We start from the raw sequence: 16,758 nt of genomic DNA, 5'->3' as shown, positions 1-16,758 counted from the left end.
TCGCATTTTGCTTAAACGACGGCATAGGATTATGTTATACTAACAAATATTAAGGGACACGAAATACATCGTTCGCAAGGGGGATCGGTATGGGAGCGGAGCAGCAGCCGCTTATGGCAGAACAAAAAGAAAAAATATGGACGAAAGATTTTGTGTTGATTTGTTTGGCCAATTTTTTTGTGTTTCTTGGGTTTCAAATGACGCTGCCGACCATTCCGCTGTTTGTCGAGCATTTGGGCGGCAACGATCAGCTGATTGGCGTTGTCGTCGGTGTGTTTACGTTTTCAGCGCTCATCGTCCGTCCGTTCGCCGGCCATGCGCTTGAGACGAAAGGGCGCCGGTTTGTGTTTTTATTGGGGCTTCTCATTTTTGTTATTTCTGTCGGTTCCTACAGCTTGATCTCAAGCATTTTCCTTCTCTTTTTGATGCGGGTCGTCCAAGGAATCGGCTGGGGGTTTTCGACAACCGCTTCCGGAACGGTGGCGACGGACATCATTCCAGCGAGCCGCCGCGGGGAAGGAATGGGCTATTACGGGCTGTCGGGGAATATCGCCTTGGCGTTTGGTCCGTCGCTTGGACTTGTGCTTGCCGCTATGATCCCGTTTAGCCATCTGTTTGCCATTTGTGCAGCGCTTGGGGTCGCTTCGGTGCTGTTTGCCGCCGCGATCACGTATAAAAAAGCGGAAGCTGTGCATGGCAAAGGGGCGGACCGATGGGATTTGTATGAAAAAAGCGCTTTGACGCCGTCGTTGCTGTTGTTTTTCTTGACGGTGACGTTCGGCGGCATCGCCTCATTCTTGCCTCTCTATACGACGCAAAAACAGATTGGCGGCCTGCAGCTGTACTTTTTGCTTTACGCGCTTGCCTTGATGGTGACGAGAACGTTCGCTGGCCAGTTGTATGACCGAAAAGGGCATCGAGCCGTCTTTCTCCCTGGTGCGGGGCTGATTTTGCTGGCGATGCTTCTTCTCGCTTGGCTGCCGGGAGAATGGGCGTTGCTTTTGGCGGCGGTGCTGTACGGTTTCGGCTTTGGCATGGTGCAACCGGGGCTGCAGGCGTGGTCCGTCGAGCGGGCGCCTGCCCACCGCAAGGGAATGGCGAATGCGACATTTTTCTCGTTTTTTGATTTAGGGGTCGGAGTCGGGGCGATGGTGTTTGGCCAAATCAGCCATTGGTTCGGCTATCCGAGCATTTATTTGGCCGCCGCCGGTTCGGTGCTCCTTTCGATGTTTGTCTATTGGACTGTCTTGCACAGAGAGCAGCCCCTTCGTTCAAAAGCGGGAAAAAACGCTTAGGGACGCCCCTAAGCGTTTTTGGCTAGGTTCTTTACCGGCGGGAATGCACTTCGTAAATGGCGAATTTTAAGTAGTCGCCTTCTTCAGCGGCAAGAAGTTTCGGGTGGTCGTAGCCGGCGCCGTTCCAATATACTTGACGCAGCACTTTTTTCGCGTCAAACGCCGCATCAGCGATCATCTCTTGAAATAGGTGTGGGCGGACGTGGTACGAGCAGCTTGATGTGACGAAGAAGCCGCCGTCTTTGACAAGCTTCAACCCGTTTAAGTTAATGTCTTTATAGCCGCGCAGCGCCTTCGGGACGGCATGGGCCGATTTCGCGAACGCCGGCGGGTCGATGATGACGACATCCCACTGTTTGCCGGCGCGCACCGATTCACGCAAATAGTCGAAAGCGTTGGCGACGACAAATTCAACGTTCGTGAATCCGTTTAACGCGGCGTTCCGTTTCGCCGTTTCGATGGCATGTTCCGAAATATCGACGGCAGTAGCATGTTTTGCCCCATACAGACAAGCGTTTAGCATAAACGAGCCGGTGTGGGTGAAGCAGTCGAGCACGGTCGTCTCCGGACCGATGAGCGGACGAAGAGCGGCGCGGTTTTGCCGCTGGTCGAAGAAAAAGCCGGTTTTTTGTCCGTTTTCAATATCGACGATGTATTTTACGCCGTTTTCCTCGATTTCGATTTCCGTTTCCGCTTCCCCGTACCAAAAGCCTTTTTCTTGTTTGAGGCCTTCAAGCTCGCGGACGGATACGTCGTTGCGCAAATAAATGGCCCTTGGAGCAAACACGTCAAGCAAGCCGCGCAAAATCCAGTCTTTCCGTCTTTCCATGCCGAGCGCCAAGATTTGCACAACAAGCACATCTTCATATTTGTCGACGATCAATCCGGGCAAAAAGTCGGCCTCGCCATAGACAGCGCGGCAGGAGCGAACGCCGGGAATCATCCGTTCACGGTACGCCCATGCCTGACGGATGCGCTCAATGAAAAAGCGTTCATTGAGTTCATCGTTTCGGTTTTGTGTCAAAACGCGGACGATGATTTGCGAAGCGGGGTTGATATATCCTTTCGCCAGCCAATAGCCTTGATGATTGTAAACATCAACGAAATCACCCGGCGCCGCATCGCCTTCGATGCGGTCGACTTCACTTTGAAAAATCCATGGATGCCCTTGTTCAAGCCGTTTTTTTCGTTCTCTTTTCAGGATGACCTTCGCCATCATTTCCACTCCCATTCCGTCGTCAATTGCTGCGTTTCCATCATAGCGGATTGGAACGCATAGCGCAACGTCGGCAAAAAAAAAGATTGACAATCGTTCGTGCCATGGTATGATTAAGTGTAAAGAAAACTGAAAATTGCACCATCATCCACTAGGGGGGCCTTTAGAAAGGCTGAGATCAAAGTGTGCCTTTGAGACCCTTAGCACCTGATCTGGGTAATGCCAGCGTAGGGAAGTGGAGGAGCAGCACAGCAAGGCTAGGCTTTGCCTTGCCAACGTCGCATGCCCACGCCGCTTTCTTTACGCCAATCGGCAAAGGAAGCGGCGTTTTTATTTTGCCAAAAAGGGGGAAAACGAATGTCATTTGCCAAACAATTGCGTCAAGCGGCCGATCCGATCTGGCAGGCGAGTTTCCGCCATCCGTTTGTTCAGGAGCTTGGCCAAGGGACGCTTGCGCGCGAGAAGTTTCGCTATTACGTGATGCAAGATGCCTATTATTTGCGCCATTTTGCCCGCGTGCAGGCGATCGGGGCGGCGAAATCGCCGGATTTGGCGACGACAGCCCGGTTGGCGCACCATGCACAAAGCACGTGCGAAGCCGAGCTGTCGCTGCATGAAACGTTCGCCAAGCTCTTGGGCATTACGGAAGAGGAAAGGGCGGCGTTCATTCCGGCGCCGACGGCGTACGCCTATACGTCGCACATGTACCGCGCGGCGTACGAAGGGCATCTCGGTGATGTGATCGCCGCCATTTTGCCGTGCTACTGGCTGTATTACGAAATTGGCGAGCGCTTGAAAACGTGCCGGCCGAACGATCCGATTTATGAAAAATGGATCGGCACCTACAGTTCCGACTGGTTCCGCTCGCTTGTGGAAGAGCAAATCGCGCGGCTTGACGACATCGCTGACGCGGTCACCGAAGAGGATCGCCATCGGATGAAGCGGCATTTCCTCATCAGCAGCGAATATGAGTACGAGTTTTGGGAGATGGCGTATCGGCTTGAGCAGTGGCCGTCGGTTGAATTGGCGGCGAGCCGTTGACGCAAGACAAGGAGGAGAACAGGATGGAAGCGAAGACAAAAGGGTTAAAATTGGCGGATATTTTAACGACGATCGTCATTGCGATTGTGTTTGGAATTATTTACAAATTATGGGGACCGCTATATAGTGCGGTGGGAGCAGTAGGGTTTCATCTCGATCAACTCATTTACGGCATGTGGTTTATTGCCTCCTCGCTCGCTTATTTGCTCATTCGCAAGCCGGGGGTGGCGTTGCTCGCAGAAACAGCTGCATCAGCGGGAGAACTGATTACAGGATCGCAATGGGGGCTTGAAGTGCTTATTTACGGGGTTGTACAAGGGCTGTTTGCCGAGCTTGTCTTTGCCGTCTTCCGCTATCGGCGCTTTGATGTATTTGTTGTATCGCTCAGCGCGGTCGGGGCGACGATTGGCTCGCTCATCATGGACTTTTACAAAGGCTATATTGGTTCGCTCGCCCCATGGAATCTGGCGCTCTTTTTGCTGGCGCGTTTTATCGGCGCCATCCTCATCTCCGGCGTGTTTGCCGTTTCATTGGCGAAAGCGCTCGAAAAAACCGGAGTGACGCAAATGTGGCGGACGGCCTCAAAAGACGATTACGATGCATTGAACCGGTAAGGCGGCGAATGGCGATGAAACAAGCAATTGTGATTGATCGGCTGCGCCTAAAATTTCCCGGGAGCGACGGGCTGCTGTTTCGCGACTTGTCGCTTTCGATTGCCGAGGGGGAGAAAGTGCTCCTCCTCGGTCCGTCGGGATGCGGCAAGTCGACATTATTGCAAGTGATGGCTGGCATCATTCCCCACTCGATCGATGCACCGATGAAAGCGGAGCGCCTTGAGCGGCCGGAACGGTGGGGCTATGTTTTCCAAGATCCTGATGCGCAATTTTGCATGCCGTATGCGGACGAGGAAATCGCTTTTGCCCTCGAAAATCGAAGTGTGCCGCGCCGTGAGATGCCCGCCCGCATTCGCGCCCTGCTGGACCAGGTCGGTTTGGAGATCGCCCCGCATACGGATATTCATACGCTTTCCGGTGGAATGAAGCAGCGGTTGGCTCTTGCTTCGGTGCTGGCGCTTGAGCCGGATGTGTTGTTTTTGGATGAGCCGACGGCGCTGCTTGATGAAGAAGGGACGAAGGCGGTATGGCAAACGGTGAAGCAGGTGGGCCGCGGCAAAACGGTCATCATCGTCGAGCATAAAATTGACCATGTGCTCGACTTTGTGGATCGCATTGTCTTGTTCGGCCGCGATGGGCGCATCATCGCCGACGGCGAGGCGAAGGCGGTGTTTTCTGACTATAAAGACGTCATTGCTGCTGAAGGGATCTGGTATCCGGGTGTTTGGGACGACTATGACCGGACGGCAAGGCGGCGAAATCGCCATCAAGGCGAGGAGCTTCTTCGCCTCTCCCATTTTCGCGGGTTCCGCGGTCGGGAGGCAAAAATCTATGTTCCTAAAGCAACGGTGCACGCCGGCGAATGGATTGCCGTCACCGGAAAAAACGGCGCCGGTAAAAGCACGTTGCTGCAAGCGCTTATGCAACTCATCCGCACGGACGGAGAGTATATGCTGCTAGGCGCCGACATCAAGCGGCAACACCCGCTCTACCGCCATATTGCGTTCGTTTTCCAAAATCCGGAGTGGCAATTTGTCGCCCATTCTGTTCGCGAAGAGCTCGCCTACTCGCTTCGGCTTGAAGGGCGGCCGGAAGCGGAAATCGAGGAAACCATCGCCTGCCTGTTGCGTGAATTTGATCTTGTTGAGCAGCAAGACCAGCACCCATACCAATTGTCGATCGGACAAAAGCGGCGGTTGAGCGTCGCCGCTTCGATCGTCGCCGGCCAACGCCTCTTTTTGCTTGATGAGCCGACGTTTGGTCAGGACGCGAAAAACACGTTTGCTTTGCTTGAAATGCTTGAAGCGCACCGCGAACAAGGAGCGGTGATCATGATGGTTACACATGACGAACAAATCGTCCGCCGCTTTGCGACGAGACAGTGGGTGATTGAAGACGGGGCGCTCGTTCGGGACGAACAGCTTGAAATTCGAGAGCCGGTGTTGACGGAAGGTGGAGCAGGGCAATGAAATGGGAGGTTCGCTGCCGCGAGACATGGCTTCATGAGACAAATCCGAGCTTGAAGCTCATTGTGCTTGTCGTGCTCTTTTTCGCTGTGTTGTTCATTCATAACCCGAACGTGCTGATTAACGTTTCGCTCGCTCTCTTCGTTTTGTTTTGCTTTGGCACCGGCTATCCGGCGAATGTGTTGTTTTGGCTGTTTTTGCCGTTTTTCCTCGTGTTTGTTTCGACCGCTTCATCGATGATGATGTTTGGCGAGGGAACGACGACATGGGTTCGCTGGGGGCTCATCCATGTTACAGCGGAAAGTTTTTGGCGCGGGGTGCACATCGGGTTTCGCGCTTTGGCGCTTGGGCTTCTCGGATTGATTTTTTCGCTGACGACCCGGCCGGTTCCGTTGTTTTATTCGCTCATGCAGCAGCTGAAGCTGAAACCAAAGTATGCATACAGTTTTTTAGCGGCGGTTCGGTTGTTGCCGATGATGCTCGAAGAGTTTCAAACCGTTCGCTACGCTTTGACCGTGCGCGGCGTGCCAAACAAGGGCGTCCTCAGCAAAGTGAAGCGCTACGCCATTCCGCTGTTGTCGCAAAGCATCCGCCGCGCCCAGCGCATCGCCGTGGCGATGGAAGCGAAACAATTTTCCGGCAGCGGGCAGCGCACGTTTTATTATGAAATCGGGTTCGGCAAATATGATATTTGGCTTGTCGCCTTGTTTGCCGCTTTGATGTTCGTCGCCTACTATATGGGTGTTCATTATCCGTATATTTCGATAAGGGATGTACGATAGAAAGAAAGGGATGGCAATGGGGGTTCTCCATTTTGTTTCCACCGGGCGTCAGACGGTTGACGAATTCGCCGCGATTTGTGCGCACACCCATCCGTATGCCGACCTGATTCATATTCGCGAAAAAGGGAAGACGGCGCGTGAAGTGGCGGCGTTTGTCGCGGCACTGCTTCGCGTCGGGGTGCCGCTGCAAAAAATCATCGTCAATGACCGGGTTGATGTCGCCGCCGTCTACGGTGTCAAAGGTGTGCAGCTTGCTTATCACAGCCTGCCGGTGCGCGCCGTCCGCCGCTCGTTTCCGGACTTGACGGTTGGTTGCTCGGTGCACGGTTCGGAGGAGGCGAAACAAGCCGAACAGGACGGCGCTCACTTTTGTTTGTATGGCCATATTTTTCCGACGGACAGCAAGCCCGGTTTGCCGCCGCGCGGTCTGGACTCGCTTGCGGAAATCGTGGGCGCCGTGTCCATTCCCGTCATCGCCATCGGCGGCATTCACGCCGGCAACGCCCGTCGGGTGCTGGAAGCGGGCGCAGCCGGGGTGGCAGTATTGTCGGCTGTTTTTTTCGCTGCTGACCCCGTTGCTGAGGCCAAACGGCTGGCAGACATCGTGAAAGGGAGGGGGTAGGGGATGACGCATCGGTATGACGTCGCCATCGTCGGCGGCGGGGTGATTGGGGCGGCCATCGGTTTTGAGCTCGCCAAGCGGCGGCATCGCGTCGCCATTTTTGAAAAAGGAACGATGGGAAGCGGGGCGTCAAGCGCGGCAGCCGGCATGCTTGGGGCGCAATCTGAGTTTTCGACGCCAAGCCCGCTTGTGCCTCTTGCCTTGCAAAGCCGAGCGCTCATGCCGGCCTTGGCTGAAGAGCTGAGGGAGAGGACCGGCATCGATATCGGCCTTGTCGAAAAAGGATTGATCAAACTAGCGACAACGGAAGAGGAAGCAGACGATCTCTATCGCCATTATACATTTTGGCGGGACATAGGCGAACCGGTGCAGTGGCTCACGAAAGGGGAGGCGCTTGAAATGGAGCCGCGCCTTGCGGCGGAAGCGCTTGCCGGCGCGATGTACATCCCTGGCGATGGGCAAGTGAGCGCTCCGGATTTGGCCGCCGCTCTCGCCTATGCCGCCGCCTCCGCCGGCGCTTGTCTGTACGAGTATACGGAAGTGTTCGACATTCGTTCCGACAGCAGCGGGCATATGTTAGACACAACAGGCGGGACGTTTGCCGCCGAGGCGGTCGTCATCGCTTCCGGCGCTTGGGCGGCGCGGCTCGGCGCGCGGGTCGGTCTTTCGCTTTCCGTTTATCCGGTCAAAGGGGAGTGCGTCATGGTGCGCACTCCGGTTCCGTTGTTGCAAACGACTGTATTTGCGAAAAACGGCTGCTACATCGTTCCGAAATCGGGAAACCGGCTGCTCATCGGAGCGACGTCCACGCCCGGCACGTTTGATCGGCGCGTATCGGCCGGTGGGGTGATGAACTTGCTTCACCGCGCCGCCCACCTTGTTCCGGACATCGAACAGGCGGAATGGGTGGCATCATGGAGCGGCATTCGACCGCAGACCGAAGACGGCTTGCCTTATCTAGGCGAGCATCCGGAGCGGCGCGGCTTATTCGTCGCTGCCGGCCATTACCGGAACGGCATTTTGCTCAGCCCGTTGACCGGTCTGCTTGTCGCCGACTTAGTGGAGCGGAAAGAGACGGCGTTTGACCTTGCGCCATTTTCGTTGACACGCCATATCGGAAAGGTGGGGGTGGAATGACGTTAGTGATTAACGGGGAGGCGATCGCAGTGCCCGACGAGGTGAAAACGGTGGGCGATTTGCTTGCCCATTTCCGGCTTGAGAACAAGCTTTGCATCGTCGAAGTCAATGTCCGCATCATCCAAAAACATGAGTATGAGACGACGGCGCTATGCGATGGCGATCGCGTGGAGATCGTTCATTTTGTAGGAGGTGGTTGAGATGTTGAAAATTGGCCCATATGAATTCTCTTCGCGGCTGTTGCTCGGCACGGGCAAATATCCGAGCTTGGACGTGCAAAAAGAAGCGGTGGAAGCATCAGGGGCGGAAATTTTAACGTTCGCCGTCCGGCGGATGAACATCTTTTCCCCAGAGCAGCCGAACTTTTTAGAGCAGCTCGATTTAAGCAAATATAAGCTTTTGCCGAACACCGCCGGGGCGAAAACGGCCGAAGAAGCGGTGCGCATCGCCCGGCTCGCCAAGGCATCCGGATTGTGTGATATGATAAAAGTAGAAGTGATCGGCTGCGACAAAACGCTCCTCCCAGATCCGATCGAGACGTTGAAAGCGGCGGAAATGCTGCTTGAGGAAGGGTTTATTGTGTTGCCGTACACATCCGATGATGTCGTGCTGGCGAAGCGGCTAGAGGAGCTTGGCTGCCATGCGATCATGCCAGGCGCCTCGCCGATCGGGTCCGGGCAAGGCATCATCAATCCGCTCCATTTGAGCTTTATCATTGAGCAGGCGAACGTGCCGGTCATTGTCGACGCTGGCATCGGCGGACCGGCGGACGCGGCGCTGGCGATGGAGCTTGGCGCGGATGGGGTGCTCTTGAACACCGCTGTTTCCGGCGCGGCCGATCCAGTGAAAATGGCGAAAGCGATGAAGCTGGCGGTGGAAGCGGGCCGGCTCGGCTATGAAGCCGGACGCATCCCAAAAAAACGGTACGCGTCAGCGAGCAGCCCAACGGAAGGAATGAGTGTTGTTTGAACGAACGGTATTCCCGGCAGCAATTATTTGCACCGATTGGCGAGGAAGGGCAAAAGAAAATACGGGGAAAGCATGTCGTGTTAGTCGGAGCCGGAGCGCTCGGCACAGGCAACGCCGAAGCGCTCGTTCGCTCCGGCATCGGCAAATTGACGATCATTGACCGCGACTATGTCGAATGGAGCAACTTGCAGCGCCAGCAGCTTTACAGCGAAGCGGATGCGAAGGAGCGGCTGCCAAAGGCGATCGCTGCCAAACGGCGCCTTGAACAAATCAACAGCGAGGTTGAGATCGAGGCCATTGTCGGCGACGCCGGCCCGGAAGAATTGGAAACGATCGCCCTCAAGCAACGCCCTGACTTATGGATTGATGCGACAGACAATTTTGATACGCGCCTTGTCATCAATGACGTTGCCTACAAGTACAACATTCCGTGGATTTATGGCGCTTGTGTCGGCAGTTACGGTTTAAGCTGCGCCTTCATTCCGAACCGCACGCCTTGTTTGTATTGCTTGCTTGAAACGGTGCCGCAAGGAGGATTGACGTGCGATACGGCCGGCATTATCAGCCCATCGGTGCAAATGGTGATCAGCTATCAGATGGCTGAGGCGTTAAAAATTTTAGTGGAAGACTGGTCGGCGCTCCGCGGCAAGCTCGTTTCGTTTGACCTTTGGACGAACGAATACGCCGCCATTCGCATTGACGGGGTGAAAAAGGACGGTTGCCCGACGTGCGGACGTCATCCATCTTATCCGTTTCTTTCCTATGAACAACGGACGAAGACGGCCGTCTTGTGCGGGCGCGATTCCGTGCAAATCCGTCCGCCTGCTTTGCGCCAGTACGACTTGAATGAATTGGCGGAGCTGTTTCGCCGCCAAGGGCTTCAAGCGGAAGCGAACCCGTATCTTGTCTCCGTTTCGCTCGGTGACAAGCGATTGGTTGTCTTTCGCGATGGCCGTGCGCTTGTGCACGGCACGAAAGACGTGCAGGAGGCAAAGGCGATCTATTACCGCTATTTAGGTTGAAACGAGAGAAAATGAAATGAGGGCGTCCATTGATGGGAGGACTCCCTTGTTTTGTTCATCAAACTGTCAAAAAGACACCCTTCTCCTCCTGCTTTTCCCGCCGCCAAAATGGTACGATGAAAGAGGGGAAGAAAAGGGAGGGGAAGACGAATGGCCGAGTGGTCGGTGACATTCAACATTGCCTCATTGCTTGTTCTTATGTATTTGATTGGTTCCTGTTGGCTTGAATCATGATGCGCTTCGGTTCATCCGGCGCATTTTTCTTTTTGGTTGTCTGGATTTATATGGAAGGACAACTCGCCAGCTATAGTCAGTTGGCGAAAAATTTGTTATATTTAAGACTAGGAAGAGAGAAAACGGCTGCTGCCGGCCGCATCGCTTTGTTTCCGCTTAGCGCGGAAAGTGTGGCTTTTACAGATTCGCGAACGAGAAAGCCCACGCTCTTTAGGCATGGGATGAAAGTGAGCCGTTTTCTTCATATGGAAATGGCATCCTGTCATTGCTGCAAGGAGGTGAATCCATGCCCACGATCACACTAAAGCTGGACCTGTACAAGCCGACGAAAGTGAAACAAGATATGTATGAACGGATGACAGAAGTGAATACCGCGTTTGCGAATTGGCTGTTGAATCCAAGCTGAATCAAGCGACGAGCAAATTATTTAAAGCGTTTTCGTCGCAGCGGTTTCCTTGCGCCGTCGTGAATCAGACGATTCGAGAAGTGAAGTCCCAAAAGAAAAACCAGAAAACAAAGAAGTTTCAAACATTATGGTGTTGCTTTAACAATCAAAACGTGAAGGTGGAAAAGAAAGGAGCGTTCTACACGGTTTCCTTCCCCACACTGGAGAAGCGAATCGGCGTGCCTGTCGTCACGCGCCCCTATCAAGAAGCGTGGCTGAATCGGCTGCTCGATGGAACCGCCAAACAAGGGGCCGCCAAGCTTTATAAAAAGAGAACGAAATGGTGCTTGGCTGTTGCGGTCACATTTGAAGTGGAACCGCGGCACGAAACAAAGGTGATGGGCGTTGACCTTGGGCTTCGCTATATCGCCGTGGCCAGCGTGGGAACGAAATCGTGGTTTTTCAAAGGGAACCAATGCGCCTTCATTCGTCGACGATATGCGGCTTTGCGGCGAACGTTGGGCAAAGCCAAGAAGCTCCAGATGATTCGCAAAATCGGCCGCAAAGAGTCCCGCTGGATGAAGGATCAAAATCACAAAATCAGCCGTCAAATCGTGAATGTTGCGCTCGCCAACGGTGTTGGCGTGATTCGGATGGAAGCGTTGACGGGGATTCGAAAGCGGACAACATCGGCCAAAGAAGCAGGACGAAGCCTTCACTCTTGGTCATTTCACCAACTGCAAACGATGATCGCCTATAAAGCGGAAATGGCGGGCATTCGGGTGGAGTGGGTGAAGCCGACCTACACGAGCCAAACGTGTAAATGCGGGCATCGGGAGAAAGCGAACCGAAACGGCATCCGCTTCCGATGCCAAAGGTGCGGATACACTCTCCACGCCGACTTGAATGGCGCGATCAACATCGCCAAAGCGATTTCGGGCTTTGTCGCCTAACCTAGCGCACGGGTCACAGGTGCGCCGCCCATTGGGGTACATTTTAACCCGATGGGACGGGGTGATGACACACCCCTGAACTTGGGCGTTGTCCGAACCAGAAATGGATGAGGACGCGAACGACCCAAGAATCCCACGGCTTTAGCCGTGTGGAGTGTCAAAAGCATGATTCGGCGGAAAAATGGATATGAATAACATCGTCACCATCCATAGGAGTGTGAAGATTCGTTGGAAGAGTGGCCGCTAAGGTTGTTCGGGTGGTTTTTCCTCTCCCTGCTCGCGAATGCACTGTTCGCTTCAGCAGAAGCCGCGTTTTCTTCGGCAAGCAAGGCACGGTTGCGGCATTATGCGGAAGAGCATCTGCACAATAAGCGCCTCCAAGCGGTGATCGGTCAGCTTGACCGCGTGTTGTTGGCGCTTGCTGTGGCCAACCGCCTCACCAGCGTCATGACGGTCGTGCTCTTTACGGACATCGCCGTTTCGTTGCTTGGGGAACAGATGGGCTTATTTGCCACGCTGGCGGTGATGACCGTATTATTTGTCGTCTTCGGTGAAATTTTGCCAAAATCGATGGCGAAAGAGCATGCGGAGCAGCTCGCCATCCGATACGCCGGCCTTGCCTATGGGCTGATGAAGTTGATGACGCCGGTTACGGCATCGCTCCAAGCCTTAAAAAATCGAATCGCTAGGCGGTTCGCCAATGGGGTGGCTGTGCCGGCTGTGACGGAGGAAGATATTAAAGTGATGGTTGAGCTGAGTGAAGAGGAAGGGGTCATTGACAACAAAGAAAAAGAATTGATCCAACGTTCGCTCGATTTTGATGAAATTTTGGTCGGAGAAATTTTCACGCCGCGCGCTGATATGGTGGCGGTCGAGGTCAACCAGCCGATTGAAGAGATTCGCGACGTGTTTTTGGAAGAGAAATATTCCCGCATCCCGGTCTATGAAGGGGATATTGACAACGTGATCGGCATTTTGTCGGAAAGCGACTTTTTCAGCGAGCTTGTGCAAAAGCGGGAGGTGCGCATCCGCGATTTGTTGCGCCAGCCGTTGTTCGTTGTCGAGTCCATGAAAGTGTCGGATCTCCTGCCGGAGCTGCAAAAAAGCAAAGTGCATATGGCGATCGTCGTCGACGAGTTTGGCGGCACCGCCGGCTTGATTACGCTCGAAGATATTCTCGAGCAAATTGTCGGCGAAATATGGGATGAGCATGATGAGGCGGTGAAAACGGTGCGCCAAATCGACGAGCACAGCTTCGAGTTCAGCGCCGAACTGCCGCTGGATGAATTTTGCGAAGTGATGAACATCGACGTGCCAAAGAGTGAATCGCATACGTTGGGTGGCTGGATTTTTGAGATGTTTGAGCGCATTCCAGCAGTCGGCGAAACGTTGCAATATGGATCGCTGACGTTCACTGTCCGCCAAGTCGACAATCGCCGTATTCGCAAAGTGCTTGTCTCATTGAGCCAACCGCTTGCTGAGCAGGCGGGAGGCGCCTGATTCGTTCTCCGTTTCCATATGAAAGCGCCCCGGGCTGACGGCCCGGGGCGTTTGCCATCTATTATGAAGTTGTTCGTAAGGCGGTTATTGAACGTTGCCGAATTGGCCGCCAAGTTGTTGCTGAGCCATGGCGACAAGACGTTTCGTAATTTCGCCGCCGACCGAACCGTTCGCGCGAGAAGTCGTGTCAGCGCCGAGGTTCACACCAAATTCTTGGGCGATTTCGTACTTCATTTGATCAATGGCTTGTTGAGCACCAGCGACTAACAATTGGTTGTTGGTATTGTTGCGTGCCATCGTTGATCATCTCCTCTTAAAAATTTTTGATGGTTGAGGTGGTTGGATTTGCACCAACACTTCACGCTGCAAGGCGTGTGCCAAGCTTGGCTGAACCCACCGGCCCACCCGCTTTTGGCTTCGCCAGCGTCCCTCGTTGCAACGGATGGGTGGTTTCGCTGGCGGTACTCATAGTTTGGGACGTTTTTTGCCTGTTATGCATGGTGAGAATATGGGAATTTTTAACGTTTTACCGCTGTCACCATTAGGGAATATGTAAAGATAAGGAACATCTTCGAGGAGGAAGCAGCATGAATGTATGCCCGCTGTGCAACGGGCTGCGCCGGGTGACGGTGTATTGCAGCTACTGCCGGCAACCAATGGAAGATCATGGGAAAGTTACGGATTATTTCGATGACTACAGCCCGTACATGGATGCCGACGTCATGAAGCTTGTCGACGGCTATTTGCGCACGTATACGAATCATGAATGTGTTCATTTGTTTTACTGTCCGACTTGCCGTGAGGAGGAAGTGCGTTTTATCAAGGAATAAAGCTGTTGATGGAGTGAAAAGAAAGGCGTTCCTTGTTTTTTCGGAACGCCTTCGAACGAATCTATATGAACAACAATGGGGGGTTACTTTTCATCTGCCGCTCGGATGCGCCGTTCCGTTTCAACGTCAAAGAAATGCGCTTTGTTCATATCAAGCGCCAGGTCAATCCGGTGGCCCGGCTTGATTTCCGTGCGGGCGTCGATGCGAGCGACCAATTCTTGGTTGTCGATGCTAAAATAGATCATCGATTCAGCGCCAAGCAGCTCGGCGACTTCGACGAGAGCGGTAACTTTCGTCGCCGGAGAGGCTTCAAGGAAGAGCGGTTCGTCGTGAATGTCTTCCGGACGAATGCCTAAAATCACTTCCTTGCCGATATACCCTTGCTCACGCAACACTTTCATTTTTCCTTCCGGAATGCCAAATGATGTTTGGCCGACGACAAACTTGCCGTCTTGCAGCGTTCCGCGAAGGAAGTTCATGGCCGGTGAACCGATAAAGCCGCCGACAAAAATGTTTTCCGGTTTTTCGTATACCTCGCGCGGCGTTCCGACTTGCTGGATGATGCCGTCTTTCATGACGACAAGACGGGTGGCCATTGTCATGGCTTCCGTTTGGTCGTGGGTGACGTAAATGGTTGTCGTTTCCAAGCGCTGATGGAGCTTTGCGATCTCCGAGCGCATTTGCACCCGCAGTTTCGCATCCAAGTTCGAGAGCGGCTCGTCCATTAAGAACACTTTTGCATCGCGGACGATGGCCCGTCCCAATGCCACGCGCTGCCGCTGCCCGCCGGAGAGCGCTTTCGGTTTGCGGTCCAAATATTGCTCGAGCCCAAGAATGCGCGCCGCCTCGCGGACGCGTTTTTCAATTTCCGCTTTCGGGAATTTGCGCAATTTTAAACCGAACGCCATGTTGTCATAGACGCTCATATGTGGATACAGGGCGTAGTTTTGGAACACCATGGCGATATCGCGGTCTTTCGGCGGCACATCGTTCATTCGTTTGCCGTCGATGTAAAGATCGCCTTTGGAAATTTCTTCAAGGCCGGCGATCATCCGCAACGTGGTGGATTTGCCGCAGCCGGACGGGCCGACAAATACGATAAACTCTTTGTCTTGGATATGTAAATTGAAGTCTTTGACGGCGACCACATTGTTGTCGTAAATTTTGTAAATATGATCAAGAATGAGTTCTGCCATAACCATCCTCCTCATCGCCGAAATCGTTTTCTTGTTATTAGTGTATAGAAAAATAGGAACATTCGTAAATGGACGAGGTGCACAAAAAATGCCGCCGATTTTCGGCGACATGACAAAAAAGCGGGGGATTACGAACGGCGCCGATGCAAGATGGCCAAATAGACGGCTGCCGCCCCTTTGAACCGTTTGATGTCAACACCAGTTTGCTCCGCCCATTTATCGATTCGATATTGCAAACTATTGCGGTGCATATACAGCTTTTTCGCTGCCATCGAGACGTTTAAGTTGCATTGCAAAAACGTCTCCATCGCCCGCACTTCCTCCTCGTCGAATCCGTCAAGAAACGAGAGGGTCCGGCGGGCTTTCTCACTGACTGCTCCTTCTTCAAAGAGCGGAAGCGGAATGACGTCTTCCCATTCGTACACCGTTCGTTTCGGCCAAAAGCGCCGAGCGGCGGAAAAACACTCTTTTTCAAGGAGAAACGATTCATATAGCCGTTCATCGACGGAGCGGATTGGGCCGATCAATAAATGAAGGGCAGTATAAAAATCAGCGGCGAGCGCCTCAGCCATGTCCGCTAACGAAGGCGGCTCCGTCGTCCGCTTTTGTTTCGCTTCGACGATCAGCCCGCGCCGATCTTGTTCCCAGACGATGGCAACCGGGGAGGAAAATAAGCCGCGAACGGCGTCAGCAAACTCCTCTTTGTTGGCGATCGGCCGGCTGGCTGTAAAATGAATGAACCGGCAATACGGAGCAGCGAGCCGAGCGAGCGCGGCTGGGTCGCCGTTTGCCATCCATCGTTTCCATGCCCGCTCCTCTTCGCTTTCCGGTTCGCGCCGGCGCTCGGCGGGGGTGAAAAAAAGCGCCAGCAATCGCCGCTCCTGCTCAGTCAATCGATGCTTGGCGATGCCGATCTCATCACCATCGGCAGTATAAAACCATTCGTAATCTTCGGGGTGTTCCGGCTGACCGTTGATGACGATGTTCCCTTCATAAAGCGATTCGAGCTCTTTTAGCATCGCGGCGCACCACTTTCCGTCAAGGATGATGTCACGCCGAAGAGGAATCGGCGTTGTTTTCATTATACCAAATCCCCGCGAACGGAAAGAAAGACAAGGGATGAAAGCGGGAAAGCCGCAGGATGAACGGGCGGTTTGGCCAACAGCAGTCGTTTCGAACGATCCCTGCCTAACGCATTGGCGGAGAGGCTTCATAAAACAAAAGACCGACTTTCCCGACGAGGGAAAATCGGCTCCGTTTACTGGCCGGTTTCGTACGGCGGCTCTTCTTTGACAAGATCGCGCGCTTCCTCCATGTTGACGTCATCGCCGTGGCCGTACACAGCACCTCCGGCCATCCCTTCGTTGATCATGCGGTCGATGTCCATATAGTATTCATCGCGCCCTTCGTACAATGAATCCCGGCTCTCGTTTTCCTTTCGTTCCATCATCTTGCTCCTTTCTCTCATCATTTTTCCTAAAGTTTGTCCAAAAGAA

17 protein-coding genes, 1 pseudogene and 1 riboswitch are annotated in these 16,758 nt (G+C 53.8%); of the genes and pseudogenes, 13 read left to right on the top strand and 5 right to left on the bottom strand.

From position 1 onward, the window contains the following. Positions 1 to 89: 89 nt before the first annotated feature. Positions 90 to 1,295: an MFS transporter gene (locus B9L19_RS15510; RefSeq protein ID WP_025950393.1), complete on the top strand. Its 1,206-nt coding sequence runs from the start codon at positions 90 to 92 to the stop codon at positions 1,293 to 1,295. A gap of 31 nt (positions 1,296 to 1,326) precedes the next feature. On the opposite strand, the gene B9L19_RS15505 is transcribed toward B9L19_RS15510, so the two are convergent. Further along, positions 1,327 to 2,511, bottom strand: coding sequence for a class I SAM-dependent rRNA methyltransferase (locus B9L19_RS15505; RefSeq protein WP_025950392.1), 1,185 nt, complete (start codon positions 2,509 to 2,511; stop codon positions 1,327 to 1,329). 143 nt (positions 2,512 to 2,654) lie between these two features. Next, positions 2,655 to 2,762, top strand: a riboswitch (TPP riboswitch). 106 nt (positions 2,763 to 2,868) lie between these two features. Between B9L19_RS15505 and tenA the strand changes: the two genes are divergently transcribed. The 11 genes and pseudogenes from tenA to B9L19_RS15440 all read left to right on the top strand — a co-directional run bounded on the left by tenA (position 2,869) and on the right by B9L19_RS15440 (position 13,236). Continuing rightward, complete coding sequence (gene tenA, locus B9L19_RS15500) at positions 2,869 to 3,552, top strand: thiaminase II (RefSeq protein WP_047752195.1); 684 nt, start codon at positions 2,869 to 2,871, stop codon at positions 3,550 to 3,552. A gap of 23 nt (positions 3,553 to 3,575) precedes the next feature. Next, positions 3,576 to 4,166 carry an ECF transporter S component gene (locus B9L19_RS15495; RefSeq protein ID WP_025950390.1) on the top strand — a complete coding sequence of 197 codons (591 nt, stop codon included), beginning with the start codon at positions 3,576 to 3,578 and terminating at the stop codon, positions 4,164 to 4,166. A 14-nt stretch (positions 4,167 to 4,180) separates the two neighbouring features. Then, positions 4,181 to 5,635: an ABC transporter ATP-binding protein gene (locus tag B9L19_RS15490; protein WP_047752194.1), complete on the top strand. Its 1,455-nt coding sequence runs from the start codon at positions 4,181 to 4,183 to the stop codon at positions 5,633 to 5,635. Next, positions 5,632 to 6,414, top strand: coding sequence for an energy-coupling factor transporter transmembrane component T family protein (locus tag B9L19_RS15485; protein WP_025950388.1), 783 nt, complete (start codon positions 5,632 to 5,634; stop codon positions 6,412 to 6,414). The genes B9L19_RS15490 and B9L19_RS15485 overlap by 4 nt, the downstream gene beginning before the upstream one ends. Before the next feature lie 16 nt (positions 6,415 to 6,430). Beyond that, positions 6,431 to 7,036 (top strand): thiazole tautomerase TenI, encoded by a 606-nt coding sequence (tenI, locus tag B9L19_RS15480; RefSeq protein ID WP_047752193.1) that lies wholly within the window; start codon positions 6,431 to 6,433, stop codon positions 7,034 to 7,036. Positions 7,037 to 7,039: 3 nt separating this feature from the next. Beyond that, positions 7,040 to 8,173, top strand: coding sequence for a glycine oxidase ThiO (thiO, locus tag B9L19_RS15475; RefSeq protein WP_047752192.1), 1,134 nt, complete (start codon positions 7,040 to 7,042; stop codon positions 8,171 to 8,173). Beyond that, on the top strand, positions 8,170 to 8,373 hold the full coding sequence (gene thiS, locus B9L19_RS15470; RefSeq protein WP_025950385.1) for a sulfur carrier protein ThiS: 204 nt from the start codon (positions 8,170 to 8,172) through the stop codon (positions 8,371 to 8,373). The genes thiO and thiS overlap by 4 nt, the downstream gene beginning before the upstream one ends. A gap of 1 nt (position 8,374) precedes the next feature. Beyond that, positions 8,375 to 9,142 (top strand): thiazole synthase, encoded by a 768-nt coding sequence (locus tag B9L19_RS15465; protein ID WP_025950384.1) that lies wholly within the window; start codon positions 8,375 to 8,377, stop codon positions 9,140 to 9,142. After that, positions 9,139 to 10,164, top strand: coding sequence for a thiazole biosynthesis adenylyltransferase ThiF (locus B9L19_RS15460; RefSeq protein ID WP_047752191.1), 1,026 nt, complete (start codon positions 9,139 to 9,141; stop codon positions 10,162 to 10,164). The genes B9L19_RS15465 and B9L19_RS15460 overlap by 4 nt, the downstream gene beginning before the upstream one ends. A 520-nt stretch (positions 10,165 to 10,684) precedes the next feature. Next, positions 10,685 to 11,736 (top strand): annotated as a pseudogene (locus tag B9L19_RS15445) (RNA-guided endonuclease TnpB family protein). A 228-nt stretch (positions 11,737 to 11,964) separates the two neighbouring features. Further along, the gene (locus B9L19_RS15440) at positions 11,965 to 13,236 is read left to right on the top strand and encodes a hemolysin family protein (RefSeq protein ID WP_047752189.1); all 1,272 of its coding nucleotides are present in this window, start codon (positions 11,965 to 11,967) and stop codon (positions 13,234 to 13,236) included. A gap of 84 nt (positions 13,237 to 13,320) precedes the next feature. Here the strand turns inward: B9L19_RS15440 and B9L19_RS15435 are convergent, their stop codons facing one another. Then, positions 13,321 to 13,533 (bottom strand): alpha/beta-type small acid-soluble spore protein, encoded by a 213-nt coding sequence (locus B9L19_RS15435; protein WP_025951216.1) that lies wholly within the window; start codon positions 13,531 to 13,533, stop codon positions 13,321 to 13,323. A 290-nt stretch (positions 13,534 to 13,823) separates the two neighbouring features. On the opposite strand from B9L19_RS15435, the gene B9L19_RS15430 reads away from it, so the two are divergent. Continuing rightward, positions 13,824 to 14,066, top strand: coding sequence for a hypothetical protein (locus tag B9L19_RS15430; protein ID WP_047752188.1), 243 nt, complete (start codon positions 13,824 to 13,826; stop codon positions 14,064 to 14,066). A gap of 83 nt (positions 14,067 to 14,149) precedes the next feature. On the opposite strand, the gene B9L19_RS15425 is transcribed toward B9L19_RS15430, so the two are convergent. The 3 genes from B9L19_RS15425 to B9L19_RS15415 form a co-directional block, all read right to left on the bottom strand. Then, positions 14,150 to 15,262, bottom strand: a complete 1,113-nt coding sequence (locus B9L19_RS15425; protein ID WP_025951218.1) for an ABC transporter ATP-binding protein — start codon at positions 15,260 to 15,262, stop codon at positions 14,150 to 14,152. A 128-nt stretch (positions 15,263 to 15,390) separates the two neighbouring features. Further along, entirely contained in the window at positions 15,391 to 16,281 is an 891-nt protein-coding gene (locus tag B9L19_RS15420) for a PucR family transcriptional regulator (RefSeq protein WP_025951219.1), read from the bottom strand. Between the two features lie 239 nt (positions 16,282 to 16,520). Then, complete coding sequence (locus tag B9L19_RS15415) at positions 16,521 to 16,709, bottom strand: hypothetical protein (protein WP_025951220.1); 189 nt, start codon at positions 16,707 to 16,709, stop codon at positions 16,521 to 16,523. Positions 16,710 to 16,758: the final 49 nt, after the last annotated feature.

Origin of the sequence: Geobacillus thermocatenulatus (assembly GCF_002217655.1) — a bacterium.
GTDB classification, from domain to species: domain Bacteria; phylum Bacillota; class Bacilli; order Bacillales; family Anoxybacillaceae; genus Geobacillus; species Geobacillus thermocatenulatus.
This window is presented reverse-complemented; position numbering and strand designations above follow the sequence as displayed.